General features: G+C 62.3%; 20 protein-coding genes and 1 tRNA gene. 9 read left to right on the top strand and 12 right to left on the bottom strand.

The window, feature by feature from the left end; all coding sequences use genetic code 11:
* Nucleotides 1-11: 11 nt before the first annotated feature.
* A complete protein-coding gene (locus RX328_RS21080; RefSeq protein ID WP_213245571.1) occupies nt 12-983 on the top strand; it encodes a LysR family transcriptional regulator in 972 nt (323 codons plus the stop codon).
* Here RX328_RS21080 and RX328_RS21075 read toward each other — a convergent pair.
* Nucleotides 962-2,272 (bottom strand): CAP domain-containing protein, encoded by a 1,311-nt coding sequence (locus RX328_RS21075; RefSeq protein WP_213245573.1) that lies wholly within the window; start codon nt 2,270-2,272, stop codon nt 962-964. The two genes, RX328_RS21080 and RX328_RS21075, sit on opposite strands and share 22 nt — an antisense overlap.
* Nucleotides 2,273-2,636: 364 nt before the next feature.
* On the opposite strand from RX328_RS21075, the gene RX328_RS21070 reads away from it, so the two are divergent.
* On the top strand, nt 2,637-2,963 hold the full coding sequence (locus RX328_RS21070; protein ID WP_213245575.1) for an antibiotic biosynthesis monooxygenase family protein: 327 nt from the start codon (nt 2,637-2,639) through the stop codon (nt 2,961-2,963).
* Between the two features lie 201 nt (nt 2,964-3,164).
* Here the strand turns inward: RX328_RS21070 and RX328_RS21065 are convergent, their stop codons facing one another.
* The gene (locus tag RX328_RS21065) at nt 3,165-4,058 is read right to left on the bottom strand and encodes a LysR family transcriptional regulator (RefSeq protein WP_213245577.1); all 894 of its coding nucleotides are present in this window, start codon (nt 4,056-4,058) and stop codon (nt 3,165-3,167) included.
* Between the two features lie 202 nt (nt 4,059-4,260).
* On the opposite strand from RX328_RS21065, the gene RX328_RS21060 reads away from it, so the two are divergent.
* Nucleotides 4,261-5,424 (top strand): mandelate racemase/muconate lactonizing enzyme family protein, encoded by a 1,164-nt coding sequence (locus tag RX328_RS21060; RefSeq protein ID WP_213245579.1) that lies wholly within the window; start codon nt 4,261-4,263, stop codon nt 5,422-5,424.
* A 24-nt stretch (nt 5,425-5,448) separates the two neighbouring features.
* On the opposite strand, the gene RX328_RS21055 is transcribed toward RX328_RS21060, so the two are convergent.
* Entirely contained in the window at nt 5,449-6,675 is a 1,227-nt protein-coding gene (locus RX328_RS21055) for a CaiB/BaiF CoA transferase family protein (RefSeq protein ID WP_213245581.1), read from the bottom strand.
* Nucleotides 6,676-6,923: 248 nt separating this feature from the next.
* Between RX328_RS21055 and RX328_RS21050 the strand changes: the two genes are divergently transcribed.
* Nucleotides 6,924-7,181, top strand: coding sequence for a type II toxin-antitoxin system Phd/YefM family antitoxin (locus RX328_RS21050; RefSeq protein WP_213245583.1), 258 nt, complete (start codon nt 6,924-6,926; stop codon nt 7,179-7,181).
* Complete coding sequence (locus RX328_RS21045; RefSeq protein WP_213245585.1) at nt 7,178-7,561, top strand: type II toxin-antitoxin system VapC family toxin; 384 nt, start codon at nt 7,178-7,180, stop codon at nt 7,559-7,561. Before RX328_RS21050 ends, RX328_RS21045 begins: the two co-directional genes overlap by 4 nt.
* Before the next feature lie 93 nt (nt 7,562-7,654).
* On the opposite strand, the gene RX328_RS21040 is transcribed toward RX328_RS21045, so the two are convergent.
* The gene (locus RX328_RS21040) at nt 7,655-10,027 is read right to left on the bottom strand and encodes an ABC transporter substrate-binding protein (protein WP_213245587.1); all 2,373 of its coding nucleotides are present in this window, start codon (nt 10,025-10,027) and stop codon (nt 7,655-7,657) included.
* A 567-nt stretch (nt 10,028-10,594) separates the two neighbouring features.
* Here RX328_RS21040 and RX328_RS21035 point away from each other — a divergent pair.
* Complete coding sequence (locus RX328_RS21035) at nt 10,595-11,722, top strand: glycosyltransferase family 4 protein (RefSeq protein WP_213245589.1); 1,128 nt, start codon at nt 10,595-10,597, stop codon at nt 11,720-11,722.
* Nucleotides 11,723-11,756: 34 nt separating this feature from the next.
* Here the strand turns inward: RX328_RS21035 and RX328_RS21030 are convergent, their stop codons facing one another.
* The 5 genes from RX328_RS21030 to RX328_RS21010 form a co-directional block, all read right to left on the bottom strand.
* A complete protein-coding gene (locus RX328_RS21030) occupies nt 11,757-13,064 on the bottom strand; it encodes an ATP-binding protein (RefSeq protein WP_213245591.1) in 1,308 nt (435 codons plus the stop codon).
* On the bottom strand, nt 13,051-14,565 hold the full coding sequence (locus tag RX328_RS21025; RefSeq protein ID WP_213245593.1) for an ATPase domain-containing protein: 1,515 nt from the start codon (nt 14,563-14,565) through the stop codon (nt 13,051-13,053). The genes RX328_RS21030 and RX328_RS21025 overlap by 14 nt, the downstream gene beginning before the upstream one ends.
* 350 nt (nt 14,566-14,915) lie before the next feature.
* On the bottom strand, nt 14,916-15,278 hold the full coding sequence (locus RX328_RS21020) for an SPW repeat protein (protein ID WP_213245595.1): 363 nt from the start codon (nt 15,276-15,278) through the stop codon (nt 14,916-14,918).
* Between the two features lie 147 nt (nt 15,279-15,425).
* Nucleotides 15,426-15,911, bottom strand: a complete 486-nt coding sequence (locus RX328_RS21015; protein ID WP_213245597.1) for an Hsp20/alpha crystallin family protein — start codon at nt 15,909-15,911, stop codon at nt 15,426-15,428.
* A 98-nt stretch (nt 15,912-16,009) separates the two neighbouring features.
* Nucleotides 16,010-16,474 (bottom strand): Hsp20 family protein, encoded by a 465-nt coding sequence (locus RX328_RS21010; RefSeq protein WP_213245599.1) that lies wholly within the window; start codon nt 16,472-16,474, stop codon nt 16,010-16,012.
* Between the two features lie 1,062 nt (nt 16,475-17,536).
* On the opposite strand from RX328_RS21010, the gene RX328_RS21005 reads away from it, so the two are divergent.
* From RX328_RS21005 to RX328_RS20995, 3 genes are all read left to right on the top strand, one after another.
* Entirely contained in the window at nt 17,537-18,136 is a 600-nt protein-coding gene (locus tag RX328_RS21005) for an NADH dehydrogenase ubiquinone Fe-S protein 4 (RefSeq protein WP_249725966.1), read from the top strand.
* A 225-nt stretch (nt 18,137-18,361) separates the two neighbouring features.
* Entirely contained in the window at nt 18,362-19,300 is a 939-nt protein-coding gene (gene rpoH / locus RX328_RS21000; RefSeq protein ID WP_213246302.1) for an RNA polymerase sigma factor RpoH, read from the top strand.
* Between the two features lie 155 nt (nt 19,301-19,455).
* Nucleotides 19,456-19,767 (top strand): hypothetical protein, encoded by a 312-nt coding sequence (locus RX328_RS20995; RefSeq protein WP_213245603.1) that lies wholly within the window; start codon nt 19,456-19,458, stop codon nt 19,765-19,767.
* A gap of 82 nt (nt 19,768-19,849) precedes the next feature.
* Here RX328_RS20995 and RX328_RS20990 read toward each other — a convergent pair whose 3' ends face one another.
* From RX328_RS20990 to RX328_RS20980, 3 genes are all read right to left on the bottom strand, one after another.
* Nucleotides 19,850-20,224, bottom strand: a complete 375-nt coding sequence (locus RX328_RS20990; RefSeq protein WP_213245605.1) for a YbaN family protein — start codon at nt 20,222-20,224, stop codon at nt 19,850-19,852.
* A gap of 94 nt (nt 20,225-20,318) precedes the next feature.
* A tRNA-Gly gene (locus RX328_RS20985) sits at nt 20,319-20,392 on the bottom strand.
* A 311-nt stretch (nt 20,393-20,703) separates the two neighbouring features.
* Nucleotides 20,704-20,880, bottom strand: a complete 177-nt coding sequence (locus RX328_RS20980; RefSeq protein WP_213245606.1) for a hypothetical protein — start codon at nt 20,878-20,880, stop codon at nt 20,704-20,706.
* Between the last annotated feature and the right edge of the window lie 55 nt (nt 20,881-20,935).

Below are 20,935 nucleotides of genomic sequence, written 5' to 3'. Positions count from 1 at the left end.
GGAGGCCTGCCATGGATCGTAACGTCGACCGGCGCATCAAGCTGCGCGACCTTCACGTGTTTCAGGCCGCGGCCGAAACCGGCAGCATGGCCAAGGCTGCAGCACATCTTTCGATCACACAGCCGGCCGTCTCCTATGCAATCTCTGAGCTGGAGCACGCCGTCGGCGCGCCGCTGCTCGATCGCTCGTCGCAGGGCGTGACGCCGACGGTCTACGGACGGGCGCTGCTTGAGCGCAGCGCCATCGTGTTCAACGAATTGCGGCATGGCATCAGTGAGATTGCCTCGCTCGCCGACCCCGAGGTCGGAGAACTGCGCATCGGCACCACGCCGCCGATGTCGGCAGTTGCGTCAGCCGTATTCAACCGCCTGGTACCGCGCTATCCGCGCATGCGGTTCGAACTGACCGTCGGTCCGACCGAGGTGCTGCTCCGCCTATTGCGCCAGCGCGATGTGGAAATCGTCATCAGCCGGCTCGCCTCGATGGCCGGCAATGACGATCTCACTGTCGAAACGCTATTTCAGGACGAACTCGTTGTCCTCTGCAGCAAGCGCAGCAAATGGTCCCGGCGCCGCAACGTTTCTCTGGCCGATCTCGTTCACGAGCCGTGGGTGTTTCCGCCGCCGACGGGTTTTCTCACGGGAATCATGCGCAGCGCTTTCGAGGAGCAAGGCCTGGAATTTCCGCGCGCGACGGTGACCACGGCGTGCACCTATTCGCTGAGCGTGCTGGTCGGCAATGGTAATTTCCTCGGCATTCATCCCCGCGCGATGCTGACGACGCCGAATGAACACCCGCAATTGACCGCTGTCGACGTGCGGCTGCCGACCACGCGCGGGGCGATCGGCCTGATCGCGCTGAAGGATCGTTCGCTCAGTCCGGTGGCGAAGCTATTCGCGCAGTCGGTGGCGCCGGTCGTCGAGGACATCAAGCCGAAGCGGGCATCACGAGCGGCGCCGGGTCACACGATCAGGAAATCCTGAGAGGTGAGCGCCAGCTTGGTCGAGAGCTCCGCGAACTGGACTGCGGCGGCCGAGCCTGTTCCGTCCGGATCGTAGCTAAGCGCGCCGGTGTCGCTGTTGTAGACAATCCTGTCGGTCGAATCATGGGCGGCCGCTCCGACATGGAATGCCGAAGAGGACATCGTGCCGTTCCATCCGAACGCCGTGAATACCGCGTTGTCCAGCCGGATCGTATCGTCCACGGTCGAGAAGTCCGTGATCTTGTCGACGTTCGAAGCGCCGAGACTCGTATCGAAGACGAAGCTGTCCTGGTTCGCGCCGCCAGTCAGGACGTCGCGGCCGGCTCCGCCATAGAGACGATCGCTTCCGTCGCCGCCGAGCAGCGTGTCGTCTCCCGTGCTGCCGTACAGGTTGTCCCTCCCGGAGCCGCCCTCGAGCCGATCATTGCCGTTCTGCCCGTAGAGCCGGTCATCGCCACCGAGGCCCTGGATCGTATCGGCGCCTGCCGTACCGTTGAGGGTCTCGCTTGATGCCGTGCCGGCGATCACGTTCGACGAAGGCGGAGGTGGCTCGGAAGGTGGCGGCTGGGCGCCGCCGCTTGTGGCGGGATCGATCAGGTCGAGCTTGACGTTCTTGCTGCCGACCGTCGCCTGCATCGTGGTGGTTTGAATGCCCGCCCCTGAGAACGTGACCGTGTAGGTGGCGGGCGGCAGCGCGAGATCATAGCCGCCGGAGCCGTACGTGGTCGTGGTGTAGGTTGCGCCGGTGCTGCTCACGGCGGTGAGCGTCAGACCTCCGAGCTCCTCGCCCGGATCGTAGAAGCGGTCGCCATCCTTATCGTCGAACGCTACGCCGGTGAGGAACACGCTCGAACCGGAACGCGCGAAATCTTCGGTAACGAACGCGCTATCGCGGCCGCCGTAATCCCCTGTCTCAAAGCCAAGCCCGACTTCGCGATAATTGGCATTGAGGATGTTGGCCCGATGACCGGACGAGTTCATCAGGTTCGTGTGCAGCAGCAGCACTTCGTCCTGGAGCCCGGCAGGCGATCGCGTAGTTGCCCACGCGATGTTCTCACCCCAACTCCAGGAACCGGTGAACGCATAGCCAGCGGCAGTCATGCGCTGACCCGCGCTCGACCCGCCGGAGCCTGTATGCGAGAACGTGTCCGTGCCGATCATCCATTGGCTGTGATTTTCACTGGCCTCGTTTAGATCGCCATCGAAGGCAAGCGGCTGAGCGCCCACCTTGGCACGCTCGGCATTGATCAGTTCAAGCAAATACTGCTCATAGGTACTCGGCTGCGCCATGACGATGTCCTCGCAGGGTGATGACAGACGACGATGTGCTGAAGGACCATTCGCGATCGTTCTGATTTGCTGCTATTGGCCGAGTGTGATCTGTCGTTGACCCAATCGTGACCATTTATGGGATTGGTCGTGCTCGATTGAGCGACCTGCGGAGTTCCAATCATCCTGTGGCGTGGCACGCGCGACAATGCTGCTTCGAAAGACAGGATGAGATCGTTCGACACGAACCTGATCACAACAGCGCTTTCCATCTTCGCATCTTCGAGGGAACGCGCGGGCCAGCAATGTCGTTGTGGGTCAGGCTTCGCAACGTGCTTCAACATAAATCGACACTCTGGTCGAGGAACACAGAACGGAGGAATCGATGCCGACCGAGCCGACGATTGCCCGCATCTGGCGCGGCCGCACGCGGCCAGAAATCGCGGACGCTTATGAATCGTATATTCGAGCAGAAGGAATCCCGCCTCTGGAGAAGACGGCGCTCGGCGTCCAGCTATTCCGGGAAGACCGCGAACAGGAGAGCTGGTTCACGACGATCTCCTATTGGAGCGATCTCGAATCGATGACCGCCTTCACCAAGGGCGAACCGACCAAGGTTCATCATCTCGATCGCGATCCCGAGTTTCTGATCGAGCTGCCCGAATTCATCCAGATCCATCGGATCCTGATCAACCGACAGGGCCTGCGCTGACCGCGGATACTCTGTCGTGTCGCCGAATGAGAACCGGCGCGTGCTTTCAAACCCGCGCCGGTCTTCGGATCAGATAATTCTGCGCCTTCAGCGCTTCGCGTCGTCGTCCCCGAATGTGATCGCGCTGACCGGTGGCGAGGAAAAGATAAAGAAAACGCCCGGGAGGTTGGTGACGCGGGAAGCGCGGTGAATTGAAGAACATCAACCCCGTTCAAAGGCCGACCAGATCGCTTCGACCGCCTTGCTTTGACTTGCCACCGGACGAAACAGCCGGATTTCGATTGGTATCTCAAGTTCGGGGCTGCCTGCTTCAACCAGCAACCCGGCCGAAATGTCCTCTTCAGCCAACATCCGAGGCAACCAAGCCACGCCATCTCCTGCGCGGGCCATCGAGAGCAGCGTCGCGGCGAGGTGCGAGGTAAAGACCGTCTCAAGCGCAAAGGCGCGATCTTTCGCTCCCCATTGGGCTGCGACGATCCGGCCCAACCCTGATTGCGCGCTATAGGCAAGGTATTTTACCGGCTCGCCGCCATGAAGCCACCACCGTGCAACTCCGTTTCCGGTGGGCGCGCTGAGCGGAACCAGAGTGTCGACGCCGACCACGATGCTCTTGAACTGGCCGGACTCGATCCGGCTGCTCGCGTCCTTGTGGTGGTGACAAAGCAGAAACTGCGCATCCCCCCGCAGCATCATCTGCTCGCACGCCTGCATGCTGTCAGAGATCAAGCTGAGATTACCCAGCGCGAGAACTCTTTCATTGCCGCGAACCCATTTCGGGAAAAACGTGAAGGAAAGCGCGTGGGTCGCCGCGATCGACAAGGGCCTAACGCCTCGGCCGGAAACTTCGAGGGTATCACGGCGCAGTTGGTGCAGGGCTCGTGTCAGGACCTCCGCCTGGTGGCGAAAATGTTCTCCTGCCGGGGTGAGCGTCACACCATGCGTCGTTCTGGCAAACAAGTCTGCGCCGATCCACCCCTCAAGCGCGCGAATCCTGCGGCTGAAGGCCGGCTGCGTGACGTGGCGTAGTTGCGCCGCCCTGGAAAAGTTCAGGGTCTCCGCCAGCGCCAGATAGTCCTCAAACCAGATCAGCTCCATTGGTGATGCCGAACCAACATAACAAGTTGCGGGAATAGCATTGGCGTTGCGCCAAATCCAGCTCTAAAAATCTCCTTAGAAGACGGGAAATAGCTGAGCCCCATTCAGGCCGCCTGCCGACGCGAACGCCGTCCCATACAGTCGTTTCCGGCATAGCAACAAGGCATTCGGACGATCTGAAAGCCATACAGAGGGAAATGCCATGCGTATTGTCGATGTCGTCGAGATCACCAAGCCGATCGCCTCTCCGATCCGGAACGCCTACATCGACTTTTCGAAGATGACGGCGAGCCTCGTCGCGGTGGTGACGGATGTCATGCGCGATGGGCGCCGCGTCGTTGGCTACGGCTTCAATTCGAACGGCCGCTATGGTCAAGGCGGCCTGATCCGGGAACGCTTCCGCAATCGTATCATCGAGGCCGATCCGAACAGCCTTCTCGACGACGAAGGCACCAATCTCGATCCGCATCGCATCTGGGCCGCGATGATGTCCAATGAAAAGCCCGGAGGGCACGGCGAGCGTTCCGTCGCCGTCGGCACGCTCGACATGGCTGTTTGGGACGCGGTCGCGAAGATCGCCGGCAAGCCGCTGTTCCGCCTTCTCGCCGAAGAGAAGGGCCGCGAGGCCAATCCTCGTGTCTTCGTTTATGCGGCGGGCGGCTACTACTACCCGGGCAAGGATAAATCGGCGCTACGGGCGGAAATGCGCGGCTATCTCAACCGCGGCTACAACGTCGTGAAGATGAAGATCGGCGGAGCACCGATCGACGAAGATCGTGGACGGATCGAGGCCGTGTTGGAGGAAATCGGTTCGAAAGCGCGGCTCGCCGTCGATGCCAATGGACGTTTCGACATTGAGGCTGCGATCGCCTACGCGAAGATGCTGCGCGACTACCCGCTGTTCTGGTACGAGGAGGCCGGCGATCCCCTGGACTACGCGCTTCAGGCCGCTCTCACCGAATTCTATCCCGGTCCGATGGCGACGGGCGAGAATCTCTTCTCGCACCAGGATGCGCGAAACCTGCTCCGCTATGGCGGCATGCGGCCCGATCGGGATTGGCTGCAATTCGATTGCGCCTTGTCGTACGGACTTGTCGAATATCTCCGGACGCTCGACGTTCTGACCCAGCATGGCTGGTCGCCGTCGCGCTGCATCCCCCATGGCGGGCACCAGATGTCGCTGAACGTTGCTGCAGGCCTCGGCCTGGGCGGCAATGAGAGCTACCCGGACCTCTTTCAGCCCTACGGCGGCTTCCCGGACTCCGTTCGCGTCGAGGACGGTCACATCATCATGCCGGATCTGCCGGGCATCGGCTTCGAGGGCAAATCCGACCTGATCAAGGTCATGCGCGAACTGGCTGAGTGAGCCAGGGCCGCGGTTGAGGCAGGTCTAGACCATCTTCTTCTCCTTCAGCGCTTCCACCTTCGCTTCGTCATACCCGATCGTCGCCAGCACGTCCTTAGTATCAGCACCCAGCAGCGGCGGGGCGCGATAGTCCTTCACCGGGGTGCCGGAGAACGTGATCGCGTTACGGATCAGCGACAGGTCCGGCTGCAGCGGATGGTTGACCTTGACCTGCATGCCGCGCGATTGGACGTGCGGATCGGAAAACACCTGCGAGAAATCGTTGATCGGACCCGAGGGAACGCCGGCCTTCTCCAGCTCTTCCAGCCAATAGGCAACGGGCTTCTTCAAAAACAGCCCGGCAAAGATCGCCATGATCTCCTTGCCGTGGACGACGCGGTCGTTGTTCTTGACGAAGCGCGGATCGCTCGCGAGTTCGGGCGCGCCGAGCCCGGCGCAGGTGCGCTGGAACTGGCCGTCATTGCCGACCACCAGCATCAATTCGCCGTCGGTGCAGCGGAACACGCCGGCCGGCATGCCGCCATTGCCCCAGGTGCCGCGCCGCGGCGGGGTCTGGCCGTTGACGAGAAAGATCTGCGCGTAATGCGACAGCGCGGCGATCACGGTGTCGAACAGGCAGACGTCGACATGCTGCCCCTCCCCGCCATTGGCCTTGCGGTGATAGAGCGCCGCCAGAATGCCGATCGAGGCGTTCATGCCGGTCATGTAGTCGACGATGGAGGGGCCGACCTTCATCGGGCCGGCGCCGGGCTCGCCGTCGATATGGCCGGTGACGCTCATCAAGCCGCCCATCGCCTGCAGGATCGCGTCATAACCCGCGCGCGGCGCGTACGGTCCGGTCTGGCCGAAGCCGGTCACCGAGCAATAGATGATGCCTGGATTGATCTCCTTGATCGATTCGTAATCGAGCCGGTAGCGTTTGAGATCGCCGACCTTGTAATTCTCCATCATCACGTCGCAGCTCTTGGCAAGCTCGCGGACGATATCCTGCCCTTCCGCCGTCGCGATATTGACGGTGACGGATTTCTTGTTGCGGTTGGCGCAGAGATAGAACGAGTTGTTATTGTTGTTCTTGCCCTCGGGATCCCTGAGGTAAGGCGGGCCGAAGGCGCGCGCATCATCGCCGCCGCCGGGACGCTCGATCTTGATCACCTCGGCGCCGAGATCGGCGAGCATCTGCGCCGACAGCGGGCCCGCCAGCACCCGCGTCAGGTCGAGAATTTTGATGCCCGAAAGTGGCAGAGCCGACATGAACTTCCTCCGAAATCTTTGGCGTTGGGACGCGAGACCAGGGTCCGGCGCTTTGATGCCTGCCGATACACTATTTTGTGCGGCTGAGCCCTGCGTTGACGGCATGTAGGTATCCATCGCCGACCGGGCGCGCCAGCGACCGCGGCGGGTGGATCACACCTGAAAGCCGCTCAACGCACGCAACAATTGAACTGGACCATCAACTGGTCTATACCTTAAGTGACCGTGATCCGAATATCGAGCACGCCATGCGCATCCCCGTCTCCGAAGCCAAGGGACAATTGACCGAACTGGTGCGGCGCGCCGAAGCCGGCGATGAAATCATCCTGACGCGGCATGGCCAGGCGGTCGTCCGGCTGGTTCCGGTGACGGCGGTGCCGAACCGGAAAGCGCGTCGAGCCCTGCTCGAGGCCGCACGCGCCAGTGGCGCTGCAAAAGCGGCGACCGGACCTGACGCCGCCAGGAGTCAGGATTTTCTCTACGGTGACGACGGCCTGCCCGGATGATCGCAGTCGATACGTCCGCGTTGATGGCTGTCGTGCTCGGCGAATCCGAGGCCGACGCCTGCATTGCCGCCTTGGAAGCAGAAGAGGAGATAATGATCTCGGCGGCAACGATCGCGGAGGCGTTGATCGTGGCGGACCGCCGCAACGTCGGCGAGGAGATGGAAAGCCTGATCGACGGCCTGGGCCTCAATATCATATCGGTTTCGCTGGCTTCGGCGCGAAGAGTGGCGCGCGCGTATGTGCAATGGGGAAAAGGCATTCACCCCGCCGGCCTCAATCTCGGCGACTGCTTCGCCTACGAGGTCGCGAAACAGCATCGTTGCGGCCTGCTGTATGTCGGCAGCGATTTTGCGAAAACGGACATCAAGCGGGTTTTGTGAATCGGCGGCGACGTCCCGATTCGAAAGCCTCGCCGCCAGCAATGCGAAGGGCGGCCCCAGGATGGAGCCGCCCGCGCTATCATCAAGCCGTGACTACCGGGTGCCGGCCTTGGCGCGGCTGGCGCGCCACTCCAGGAACTCGCGGTACAGGGGATCGCGCTCCTGCGGGGAGAACGCGGCGGCTGCTGGCGCGGCAACCGGCGCGGGAGCCGGCACAGCGCCCGATGCTGCCGATACGGCGGCCGCCGGCGGCATGTTGCGGTCGAGCCATTCCTGCGCCGCCTTGAAGCGGGTCCAGCCGGACACCGTCGCCCGCGGCGCCATTTCCCGCCACTTCGGATGGAACGGCGGACGCTGCAACTGCGCGACCTTGTCGAACATCGTATCCACCAGCAGCGACAGGCGACGGTAGCGGTCGCTGTTCGGCGCCCAGTTATACGACGCCAGCACCGCCTCTGCCGCAACCGTCTCGACGTAGCCGCCGTCCGGCACGAGGCCCGGGTAGTCCGCCGAAGAAAGCTTGGAAGGCAGATATTCCTCCTGCAGCGTCTTGGCGTAATCGACCGGGACCAGATGCAGGTTGCGATCGTTGACCTGGTTCAGCCATTGCAACGGCTTGCCTTCGATCGCGACGATCGCGTCGACCTCACCCTTGCGCAGCATGTCCACCGCCAGTCGCGGCTCCTGGTAGATCAGATGCGGCCTGATCCCGAGCCGCTCGAACACGTTGATCGCCGTCACGAAGGTCGAGCTGTCGGGCAAATCGACCACCACGGTCTTGCCGTCGAGCTCCCGCATGCTGGTGATCGTCTTCGGCGCGAGGACGTGCATCTCCTCGTTGAACATCTTGGCCACATAGACGAACTGGTTGCGGATGTCCTTGGCGAAGTCCTTGCGGTCGAGATAGGCGAGCGTGTCCTTGCGCACGATGCCGGCGTCGACGCCCCGCAGCAGCAGAATGTCCGCCACCGCCTGCACCGATCCGCGGCCCATGACCGGCAGGATCCGCAGCGCCGTGCCGTTGTCGAGCACGGAGGCAAGATCGGCGCCCACCTGGGCATAGGTGGAGCCGAACGAACCCGTCATCAGGCTCACGGTATTGGCGTTGAGCTGGTTGGCCAGATCGCGCTTGGTGGCGGTGCCGTACTTGAAGATCGTCTTGAAGGAATCAGAGACGGCGCCCGGATCGATGCCGCTTCGCACCGGGCCGAAGTGCTGCCACTGGCCATTGGTAAAGCGCATCATCCGCATCTGCTCGATCGGCGCATGATCGGACGGGCTGGTGTTGATCAGGATGCCCTGCACCATCATGGGAAGCTGGATACCCTTGATCGCGCGAGCCTGCTTCATGATGTTTTCGCGCGAGAGATCGTCGCCGCAGTTCTTCAGCACCTCGACCAGGGTCCTGCTGACCAGATAGCCAAGGACGGCCTGGCCGTTGGTCTTGCTCACGCTCGGGACATAGCGCTGCATGAAGGCGCTCCATTCGCGGAACGCAACGTCACCGGCCGCCGCCGCGTCTTCGCCCTCCAGCCTGTATGCCGCCGAGAGCAGGCCTTCCGCATTTTGCGGGCCCGCCGGCTGAATCACGGCCGAATACGAATTGGCGATCGAGGCGACGAAATGTGCAGGCCGCCAGCCGAGTTCGGCGCTTCGCCGGATCGCCATGATGGCGAATTTCGGCGTGGTGAACTCAATGAAAACGTCGGCATTGGACGCCTTCAGTTTGGCCATCTGCGCATCGATATTGGTGTCGGTGACCTTGTAGGGAGCCTCGGCCACGATCGCGACCTTGCCACCCAGGCCGTCCTTCAGGCCCTTCAGGTATTCCTTGCCCATGCCATCCTCCTGATAGAGGACAGCGATCCGGCTGCGGGGATGGTTCTCCAGGATATACTGCGCAAATATTTGCGCTTCAGCCGTGTAGGTCGGCAGGAAACCCATGGTCCAGGGAAATTCGCGCGGCTGGTCCCAGGCTGCTGCGCCCGACAAGGCAAAAAGCTGCGGGACTTTCTTTGAGTTCAGATAGGGCTGGATCGCCGCGTTGGTGTTCGTACCGATGGTCGCCAAGGTGAAGAGAACCTGGTCGTCCTCGACAAGCTTGCGGGTCATCTCCATGGTCTTGTTGGGGTCATAGGCGTCGTCATAGGTGATCATATTGACCTTGCGGCCATTGATGCCACCCTCGGCGTTGACCTTGTCAAGATAGGCCGAGATGACCTTGGCGATGACACCGTAGGCGGAAGCCGGACCGGTGTAGGGAGCGGTATTGCCAATCCGGATTTCGTTGCTGCCGGGAGGCGCCGCGTGCGCCCGATCGCTCATCATCGAGCCGGCCATCGCAGCCAGCACCAGCGCCGCTGCCGCATTGCGCCGAGGGGTGATGTTGAGCCGGCGGATGGCGTCGCGGGCCGAAGCCCAGGACAATTGATCCATTCGCCAATGAGTGAAGCCGATAGCTCCCATTACAGTCCCCCTGTGAGCCCATGTTCTGCAAAATAAATTGAGCGTGTGATGCCGCGCGGGCACCGTTTCAACCCTACTCGCCGACATTGTGTCTCAATCGGATTGATTTTGTGGCGAGTCCAGGCGTTCCGTGAGGCATGGTTAGCAAGCGCGTATTTCGCCCCAAGAAATGCACCAAATTGCCGTTAACGCACCGCGCTCGCAATCAGCGCGTGTTCGCTCCGCACCCGCGGGGGCCCTGCGACGCGGCACGATAGCAGCGACATCTTGACTAAATTTTAAACGATGGAGCAGCGCGGTTCGTCCGAGCGCAAACGCCGGCCGGGCTGACCGGCTATCGCCTCGTTGCCGGCGATCCGCGCGACCCGGCGCCACGTGAACACGGGGAGCGTCGACCGCCCCTTCTCCCGACAGCATCGCAGGAACCAGTCGGGCCCTTGCAAGTTCATAGGCTCGCGCTGCCGGCCATGTGCGGCAGCGCAGGCAATACGTGATCAACAATAAGGCGGTCAGCCGCGGGCCCTCCGGTGGCAAGACCGGCCTGTACTACACGAACGGAGAGATAAAATGAGGATTGCGCAAATTGCCCCGCTGTTCGAGAGCGTGCCGCCGCGGCTCTATGGCGGGACCGAGCGGGTCGTTGCCTACCTGACCGAGGAGCTGGTCCGGCAGGGGCATCAGGTGACGCTGTTTGCGAGCGAGGACTCCATCACATCGGTCGAGCTCGTTCCCTGCACGCCCCGCGCTCTGCGCCTCGATCCCGACGTCCGCGATGCCCTGCCCCACCACATGGTCATGCTCGACAAGGTGCGCGAGCGCGCCGAGGAGTTCGATATTCTGCATTTTCACGTCGATTATATGCATTTCCCGCTGTTCCGGTCCGAGCGCGGCCGGACACTGACGACCCTTCACGGCAGGCAGGACCTCGCCGACCACATGCCGTTCTACCGGCGCTTCTCCGACATGCCGCTGGTCTCGATATCGAACGCCCAGCGGGCGCCGCTCCCGGGCGTAAACTTCGTCGGCACCGTCTATCACGGGCTGCCGGTCGGCCTGCACACGCCCAACCTCGACCGGCACGGCGATTATTTAGCTTTCCTCGGCCGCATCTCGCCCGAGAAACGGCCTGACCGCGCCATCGCAATTGCCCGCGCGGCGGGTCTTCCGCTCAAGATGGCGGCCAAAGTCGACAAGGCGGACGACGCGTATTTCCGCGACGTCATTGCACCGATGCTCGACGGCGGCGGGGTCGAGTTCATCGGCGAGATCAATGACAATGCCAAAGGCGAATTCCTCGGTCAGGCCGCCGGGCTGCTGTTCCCGATCGACTGGCCCGAACCCTTCGGGCTGGTCATGATCGAAGCGATGGCATGCGGTACGCCGGTGCTCGCATTCCGTTGCGGATCGGTCCCGGAAATCGTGGAGGATGGGCTGACTGGCCGGATCGTCTCCGACGTCGACGAGGCGGTGCGCGCGGTTCCGGAGTTGCTGGCGCTGGACCGCAAGGCGATCCGCGCCCGCTTCGAGGAGCGCTTCTCTGCTGCGCGGATGGCCGCGGACTACGTCAAGATCTATCAGAAGATGCTGCGCAAGCACACCGCGACGCAACTCGAACTCTCGGCCATGGCCGCACTTTCGGCAGCGGCCAACGGGCACGGCTCTGAAACTCCGTTGGCTGCGCGCAAGGACAATTAAGCCTGGCGCTACCCTCGCCGTACGGCCGCCATGATCAACCCTCCATGGCGGCCGTCGGCGCCTTGCCGATGCCCTCCCCGGCCGCGGTGCCGGTTGCGCGAGGCAGGAAGATTCGGACGACAGTGCCACGGCCGAGCTCGCTTTCGATCTTGATCGTGCCACCCGATTGGCGCGCAAAGCCGTAAGCCTGCGACAAGCCAAGCCCGGTGCCTTTTCCGGGCGCCTTGGTCGTGAAGAACGGATCGAACGCCCGGGCCAGAACTTCCGGGCTCATGCCGGTGCCGGTGTCCTTCACCGAAACGCAAACATATTGGCCGGGTTGCAACTCGCCGCTCAGGTGATCCTCGACCCGGTCCAATCTGGCCATCTCAATGGTGATGGTGCCGCCTTGCGGCATCGCGTCGCGTGCGTTGAAGGCCAGATTGAGCAGCATCAGTTCGAGCTGGGTCGCATCGACCAGCGCCGGCCACAGCTCCTCTTCCGTTGCGATCTCAATGCGGATGCCGGTTCCGATCGTTCGCGACAAGAGCTCGCCAACCACGCCCGCAAGCTCGTTGATGTCCACCGGTTCCGGAGAAAGATGCTGCTTGCGCGAGAACGCCAGGAGTTGCTTGACGAGCTTCGCACCTCGCTCGGCGCCATGCATCGCATTCCGCACATAGCGTTGCTGGCGCTGCTCCTCTACCGATCGGCCAAGCAGTTGTAGGTTACCCGTGATCGTCGTCAGAAGATTGTTGAAGTCGTGGGCGATGCCGCCGGTGAGCTGGCCGACCGCCTCCATCTTCTGGGCGTGCCGCAGCGCAAGCTCGGTCCGCTCGCGTTCCGCCATTTCGGCCGTCAATCGCTGATTGGCGTCAGCCAATTCCCGGGTACGCTCCTCGACCCGCCGCTCGAGCGTGTCGGTCAGGTTAGTCAACTGGTCCATATAGCTTGCCGTCTGGCGTTGCCGCGCGCGAGCGCGCACGGCGGCCTTGACGGCGCTCCGGAGCGATGTCGCCGCGAGCGGCCGTTCAAGCACCGTGACGTTTCCGAGCAACTCAATCAAGCCGGGATCGGGGCTTCGAGCCGCCCTGAGGGTGAGAAGGATGAATGGAAAATCGGACCACGGCGGCTGGTTGGCAATCCATCGCGCGAACTCATTGCGATCTTCATGGATCAACGCCTCCTCGGCGATCACAGCAGAAGAGGCCCCATCAAGATCGGCCACCAGTTCGGCCAAGCTGCGCCGCTCCAATGAGGCGGTGCCGTCAGCCTGCAGCATCGAACAAATCACCGCGGCATCTCTGCCGACCGGCGCCAGCACAAGCGCGGGCCCGGTCTGAAAGGCGTCAGGCGCTGCCATTCGCGGCGGCTCCGAGCAGCACCCCATGTTGACCGGTATAGGTTGGCGTGCCGGATAGAACGCCCTGGAATTCCGACAGCGGAGGACCGACCCTGATGCCGTGGTTATCGAGCCGATACTCCCGGATCTCGTCTTCGTGGCGGCCGGTCCGCTTCTTCAGCACGGAAATGGCACGCCTGATCTTTCCGGCCGCTTCAAAGAAGCGCAGCAGAAGGACGGTATCGCTGAGATAAGTCAGGTCGACGCTGGATTGCATCGGACCGACAAGCCCGTGCTGAGCCAGCGTGAGAATCGTCACCACCCCGCGGTGATTCAAGTAGGTCAGCATCTCATGCATCAGCAGGAGCATGAACTGTTCGGCAGGAATTGCATTCTGATAGCCGCTTAGGCTGTCCAGCACCACGATGCGAACGTCATCGACCTCGACGCGGCGGCGCACCATGCCGGTCAGTTCACCCGGAGACAGTTCAGCCGGATCCACCTGCTCCAGAATCAAGTGGCCGGATGCGATCGGGGCCTCCAGGTGCCATCCCATTCCGGAGGCGCGCTTGTGCAAGATGCTCTTGGTTTCGTCAAAGGTCACGAACAGCGCTCGCTCGCCGCGATCAAGCGCGGCCGTCACGAACTGCATCGCCAGTGATGATTTTCCGGAGCCGGAGGGTCCGATCAGCAGCGTATTGGTGCCGCGGTCGAGCCCGCCTCCCAGCAACTGATCGAGCTCGGGGATTCCTGAGAGGATCGGCTCGGTGATTTTGGTGCCGTCTGCGTGCTCGGCTGCGACCAGCCTCGGGAACAGCGCAATGCCACCTTTGCGGATCAGGAAATCATGGTAGCCGCCGCGAAAACTCCGGCCGCGCATTTTGAAAATGCGCAGCCTGCGCCGCTCGGCGCCGTATTGCAGCGCATAGTGCTCGAGACGGACAACACCGTGAACAAGGCTGTGCAGGTTCTGGTCGTCGGCTTCTTCGGTCAGATCGTCGAGAAACAGCGTGGTACAGCGCTGCTGCGCGAAGAAGTGCTTGAGGCCGATAACCTGCCGTCTGTAGCGCAGCGGGTTTTGAGCGAGCAGACGGATTTCCGAAAGGCTATCGAAAACCACGCGCGAAGGTGCGACGCGCTTCACTTCATCGAAGGTCATCCTCGTGGTTTCGCCGAGTTCGAGATCGGACGCGTAAACCACGGTCTGGCGCTGCTGAGGATCCAGACTGAGTTCGGCCGGAACCAACTCGAAGATGTCGACGCCGCCAAGATCCCATCCATGCGTCTCGGCAACCTGTTCCAGTTCGTCCTTGCTTTCGGAAAGCGTGATGTACAGACAGCGCTCTCCCGCAGCGGCACCCTGCATCAGGAACTGCAGGGCGAGTGTTGTCTTGCCGGTTCCGGGCTGGCCCTCGACCAAATGTACCCGGTTCGAGGCATAGCCGCCGTCCAGAATTCCGTCGAAGCCATCAATGCCAGTGGAGATGTTTTTGCTTTTTCCGCTGCGGTCCGATCCGTTCATGGTCCTCTCATCGAGCGAGGCGCGCTGTCGCGCGCGGATTTCTCCTTCGCTCGATCAGCAGGGTGACAACATCGATAACCTGTGGCTTCCCAAAGGTGTGTCACCAAGGCCCATGACGGCACCGAGGTCCTGCAGATCCTTCGGACGATGTATTCTGCAACGAGAATATGGGGGATTGTCAAGCACCTATGATAGTGGACGCAGCGTATTCGCATCGATCAAAAGTCTGTTCGTATACCATCAATTCCGAGGCTGCTGCGATAGTCGCTGCGGACTCGCGCGCTCCACTCACGAAGCACCGAGCGGACATCTGGCGAAGGGAGGCCGGCAACGGCCTCCCTCGCCAAGCATCAGGCCGTCACGCGAGGAGGACTCTGGTGCAGATACCAGAGGCGCAGAGCCGCAACGGCGGCCACTACGATCCCGGCGATGACGTGGAGTGTCGTGGTGGTCTGGTTGGCCGAGAATTGCACCACCCACGGCGACAGCGCCACCCAAACGCCGGCGGCAAGAGCTAGCCACTCCTGCCATTCGGCGAATACCGCCAGCGCTGCTACCGCAAGCGCCGCGATCAGGATGCCACTCAACCACGCATTCCAGTTCGTGGGACTTTCAGCGGCGAACCCCAAGGCCCATGGCGACACGAACAAGGCCAGGCCAATCACGAGGTTGACCACATCGGCGATCATGTCCTTTTTCCAGACGGTGTTCATGGTTGCAACTCCTTACATTGGCTCCTTTCAATTCACTGTCAGATCGGTGGCTCGCAACCGCACCGGTTGCGAGTTCGGTTTCTGCGGTCGGCTATTGGCAGCGCCCTCGGCGCGGGCGAGAGCGCGAGGCTCCCTCCCGTCCCGCGGTTATTTGCCGTTGATGGCAATCCGTTTCACCTTCTGCTGCGCGGTCGGTAACTTCGGCAGCGTCACGGTGAGAACGCCATTCTTGAACGAGGCCCCGACATTGTCCTGATCGACATCATCGACCGGAACGGAACGCTCGAAGCGCCCGTAGTAGCGCTCGCTAAAGCGACGCTCCTTGTCTTCGGTCTCGCTCTTCTTCTCACCGCTGATGGTCAACATGCCGTCCCTGAGTTCGACGTTGACGTCCTTCTCTTCGAGACCGGGGAGTTCAGCAATCACTTTGACTTCCTTCTCGGTCTCGTTGACCTCGACGCTCGGCCAACCCATCGCCTGGGAGCTGAACGGAGCAATGTCGAACGAGCGGAGCGCATCGTCGAACAGCCGATTCATCTCGCGATGAAGCGCGAGGAACGGATTGGGTTCATTGCGGTGCAGGCTCAGATCACGAGAGCCGTTGTTCCACGGAATGAGATCGCGTAGTGCCATAGCTCCTCCTTTCTGTACGTCATGTTCAGTGGACAGAGATCACCCGCGCGCGGCCGAGCCGCGCACAGGTGGTTCGACAGCCTTGAACGGCAACTCCGTCAGGCCGCCTGCTGATGTTCGCTTTGCTGGTGTTCGATCTGCTTGCCGTTGCCGGCGGCCTCGATCGCGATGCGACGCGGCTTCATCGCCTCCGGCACTTCCCGAACCAGCGTGATCTTGAGCATGCCGTTTTCGAAGGTCGCATCCTTCACCTGGACGTACTCCGCCAGGTTGAATACGCGGCGGAAGGGCCGCATCGAGATTCCCTGGTACAGGTAGTCGTGAACACCCTTGTCAGCCTTGCGGCCCTCAACCGTGAGCGTCGATTGCTCCGCGGTGATGGTGATCTCTTCCGGGCTGAAACCGGCCAGCGCCAGTGAAATCTGGTACTGGTCCTCGCCGGCACGCTCGATGTCATACAGCGGATAAGTGTCGCTGTCGTTCACCGTGTCGTTGACGAGGTCAAACAGGCGATCGAACCCGACGCTCGAACGCCAGAACGGGGGTAGATCGTAGGTTCTCATAACCACATCCTCCTTTGAGCAACATGGATAGGAGCCACGCCGGGACATTCCCGGCGGCCTTGGCCGGACCCTGACGGCATCCGGCGCCACACCTGTGGCACCACAAGAACTAGAAGGGTTCGATTTGGTTTCAAGGGCACAACCGGCACGCGTTTTTCATTTTTTCACCTCCTCGATCGGTCTTGAAGCACGACGCGCCGCATCACCGCCGCCGTGGTGATGGTGCGCAGAACGGCGTCCGGCCACTGCGGAACGAGTACCCCGCGCGCGCCGCCGCGTCCGAGCGTCGCACCTCTTGACGTCGCCCGGCGCTTTCCTAAATCGGCCGCCGCCAAGGCCTGTGCAGGATTGGCGTGCCGGATCCCGCATGGAGAAGGCGCTTGGGAGTCCACGTTGCTTTCGGGAGGATGTGGTTATGAAGATGGCAGATCACGCCCGGTCGGTGCTGCGTTGGAGCACGGCAATCGTCCATCTGCTGGAACGACTAGCCGATCGGATCGCGGCGGCATCCAGGAACTGGCGCATCAGGCTCTCTCCTCGCAAGCGCTAACGCTGGGGAAGAACGATGCGCGGTCTGCTCGCAGCTTTCGTCGTATTCGCCATGCTGTTCAGCGCAACCGAAGGGGCCGCTGCGCAGCGGAAAAAGCCGAAGCAGCCTGGCAGTGCGAATGCCGCGGTTCAGACGGGCGCGCCGGAGCGGCCGGTGTCCGATCGGAATACAAGGTCCAACCGGGCAACCACCGTGGTGATCCCGCCCTTCCGAGCCGAGGAGATTGTCCCGGATATCTGCAGGGGATGCTCCTCCTGACCGGCTCTCGATTTGGTCGCGCTAGACGGATCGATGAAGCATGGGCGGCTTGATGGATGCCAAGCCGCGAGCGGTTCTCCTTCGCCAGAGGTGGGAGGGACAAAATGGAGAGGGTTAGAATTGACGAACTGAAAACGACGACATCAGAAGCGGCATTCGCCGCGAACGACAATCATATGCCGGACCGGCGCTTGACCCCGTCCCAATTCCCGAGGGATGCGATAGCGCGCATCTTTCGGCCCGCACGATCGGCAATGACCTCGGGAAAGGCCGGCACCAAGGGCTGGCGGCTCACCTTCGAGCGCCGCAGCGCCCCTTATGTCGAACCCCTGATGGGATGGACCGGGGATGATGACCCGCTCGCGACCGCCGAGCTCAGCTTCCCGACGCTCAGGTCGGCGATCCGCTACGCCGAGCGGCAGGGACTTCCCTATGTCGTCGAGGAGACCGAGGAGCAGAACACAAACCAGCGACAGTCCCGCAAGATGAAGCACGCCTTCTCCGATGAGACCCTGGAACGCCTTGGGCTCGGTTCCCTTCGGGAGAGCTATGACAAGGCCGTTGCCGGTGCGGAAGGCCGGCAGGATCGCCGGGGCGAGGAAGGCTGGGCTTGGCCGATGGCGGTGGTGTGCGATCCGAGCCTGTCGCTCGATGCAAAACGCTCGATCCTGATAGACTGGGCCTGGACCGAATATCTGATCGACCAGGCGACCAACGAAGGCATGCCGGAGAACGGCCGGCCCTCGCGCCTTCACGAGGTCGAGCTTGCGCTGCTGGCTCTCGAGCGCGGCAACGCTGCGGCGGAGAGTGCCGCGCCGGCGCCGCCACGAGCGGCTCAAGCCGTGGCGGCGTAAGGTGTCATTGGCCGGTTGTCATTGGCCGGTGGAGGCGGCCAGGGGCTGCACCCCTCCACCGGCACGCCGCTGACCGCCTTCGGCTTTCAAGCCAATTTTCAACGGAACAATTTGCAAGCAGCGACATTCTGTGGACGCCGCCGGCTTGATGCGCTTGGGCGCCGTTTCCGGGCCCGGCACATGCTCGGTAGCTCGCACCCACTTTGCTCTGAGGAGGAATTGGATATGAGCACCCTGTCAGTTCTATCGAACCTACCTGCGCTTCACTCGGAAGGCGGGCTCTCCCGCTACCTCGCCGCTATCAGAAAGTTTCCGCTGCTGAGTGCGGCCGACGAGGCCATGTACGCGCGCCGTTGGCACCAACACGGCGATCGCGAAGCGGCCTATCACCTGGTGACAAGCCACCTCCGGCTGGCTGCGAAGCTGGCGCTGCGCTATCGCGGCTATGGCCTTCCCATCGCCGACCTGATCTCGGAAGCGAATCTGGGCCTGATGCATGCGGTGAAGCGGTTCAAACCCGAAAAAGGTGTTCGGCTCGCCACCTATGCGATGTGGTGGATCAAGGCGACCGTCCACGAGTACATCCTGAAGTCCTGGTCGCTGGTGAAAATTGGCACGACCGCCGCCCAGAAGAAGCTGTTCTTCAAGCTGCGAAAACTGAAAGGCCGGATTTCCGCAGGCGAGGACGGCGATCTTTCGCCCGAGCAGGTCAAATACATTGCCGACGAACTGGGGGTCGGTTCCCGCGATGTCGTCGAGATGAATGGGAGGATGCGCGGTGACATTTCGCTCAACTTATCCAGGACCCGGGAGGACGGTTCCGAGGAAATGCAGGACTGCCTGGTTGATCCAGCGCCAGATCCCGAAAGCCTGTTGTCGGAAGCGCAAGATCGCGACCAGGTAAGGAGCGCATTGAAAGACGCGCTTGCCGGCCTGACTCCCCGCGAACAGCATATCATCGGAGCACGCTACCTGGCCGAACAGCCGAAAACCCTGGAGGACCTTGGCGCCACCTTCGGCGTGTCCCGCGAGCGCATCCGCCAGATCGAGGTTCGCGCGCTACAAAAGATTGGAGGCGCACTGAGCGCCCGCCTCGGCGGAACGCTTCCGAATGATGGGCGCTTGAGGCTGCCGCCAACTTCCGGCGTCATTCAGTCAGCTTAAATTAAGAAAGGGCGGGCGCCGCGCTTCGGTGCTCGCCCCAGCCTGCGAAGAAAGTCTCCCGACGCTCTCCGCCAGTTGCGGAGGGCGCATCGATCGAGGAACGACTCACGAAGTCGCGCTTTGAATCGACGGTGTGTCTGTTTCGAGTCTCGCAAATGCGTACGCCGTCCATCGTGCCGGAAGGTGCAGACCACGACGTCTACCTCGTGCTGGACGATCTGGGTCGGATTGGGCGGGTATGGCGCGAGACCAGCGAGGAGAGTACCGGGCGGGCCACGCTGATCCGCGAACTGCTCGAAGGCCAGTACGTCAACCCGGTACGCATCGTCGCCTTCAACATCACCGGGGGATGGTCGCGCGACGTGACGAGCGAAATCGCCGACGAACTACGCGAGCGATGCATCGATCTCGACGAGGTACCGGTTGGCCTCGAAGACTTCCTGGAACGGGCAAGGCAAGCTAGCTAGACTCGGCTGGCCACGGTCAGTGGCCACTGCCGCGGTTCCGGCTATCCGGGCAGCAGGTACCCGCCGCCTTCAGTAGCGACGCCTAGATGCCGTTCTCATCGGCCATCGCCGGCCGTGATACGACGTAGGCGGCACAGGCAAGGAACATGACCGCCACCGCTACGGCAAGCGGCAATGACGGGTCGACGCTGTACCAGAACACGAGAAACCCGATCGCCATTCCCACGCAAGCCATGGCCTTGGCCGACCGCGGGATGGCTCCGGCGGCGCGCCAATCCCGCAGCGGTTTGCCAAGGGTCGGATGATCTAGCAGCCATGCCTCGAACCGCGGCGACGAGCGCGCAAAACACGCCACTGCAACGATCAGGAAAACCGCCCCCGGCATCAGCGGCATCACCAGACCGATCACGCCGAGCGCAACCATCACCCAACCGAGGCTGAAGTAGATGATGCGCATCAGACCTGCCGCCTGTCTGTCTCTTCAACAAAGACTGCTCGCTTCCCGCCGACGCCATCGCCGGGCATCAGCTTGTTCGCGGCAGGCAATGAAATGGAGCGGGTGAAGGGAATCGAACCCTCGTATTCAGCTTGGAAGGCTGCTGCTCTACCATTGAGCTACACCCGCGCTGGCGTTGACCTAACACGCCGCGCAAGCGGCCTCAACCCGCCCGGGCGCCGCTCATCCGTGCACAAGGCCGCCGTTCCCGGCGACCGGCCCTTAACAGGGGCTGATTCGCCGACTATATTGACGTTTCCATCAACAATGAAAGGAGGTGATCCAGTGTCTTACACCAAGCGCTGTCACCTCGCTGGGATCGCCCGCTAGGCTTGTCTTTTGGCCTGGCATCGGGGCGCTCTCAGCCCTGGACCAGCGAGCACAACAGTTGGGGCGCGACGGGAGTTCCCGCCGCGCCTTTTTAATTGCTTAATTGCCGATCAACCGCAAAGATTGACGAAGCGCGGCCGCTGGCCGCGACGGTTTTCGACGATGCGCTCGCCGCCATTGATGGCCGAACTGCCGTAATAGCGGTGATGGCCGGTGAGGCCAGTGACGTCGGCCAGTCGCCGGCCTGCGACGATGACGGCGACCCGCAGGACCTGGCGGCATCGCAAATGATCGTGGCTGGCTTGCTTCGCATGACCGTCTCCGTGAAGGGTGCGCGTTGGC

The sequence above is a fragment of the Bradyrhizobium sp. sBnM-33 genome (assembly GCF_032917945.1).
Classification (GTDB): Bacteria; Pseudomonadota; Alphaproteobacteria; order Rhizobiales; family Xanthobacteraceae; genus Bradyrhizobium.
This window is presented reverse-complemented; position numbering and strand designations above follow the sequence as displayed.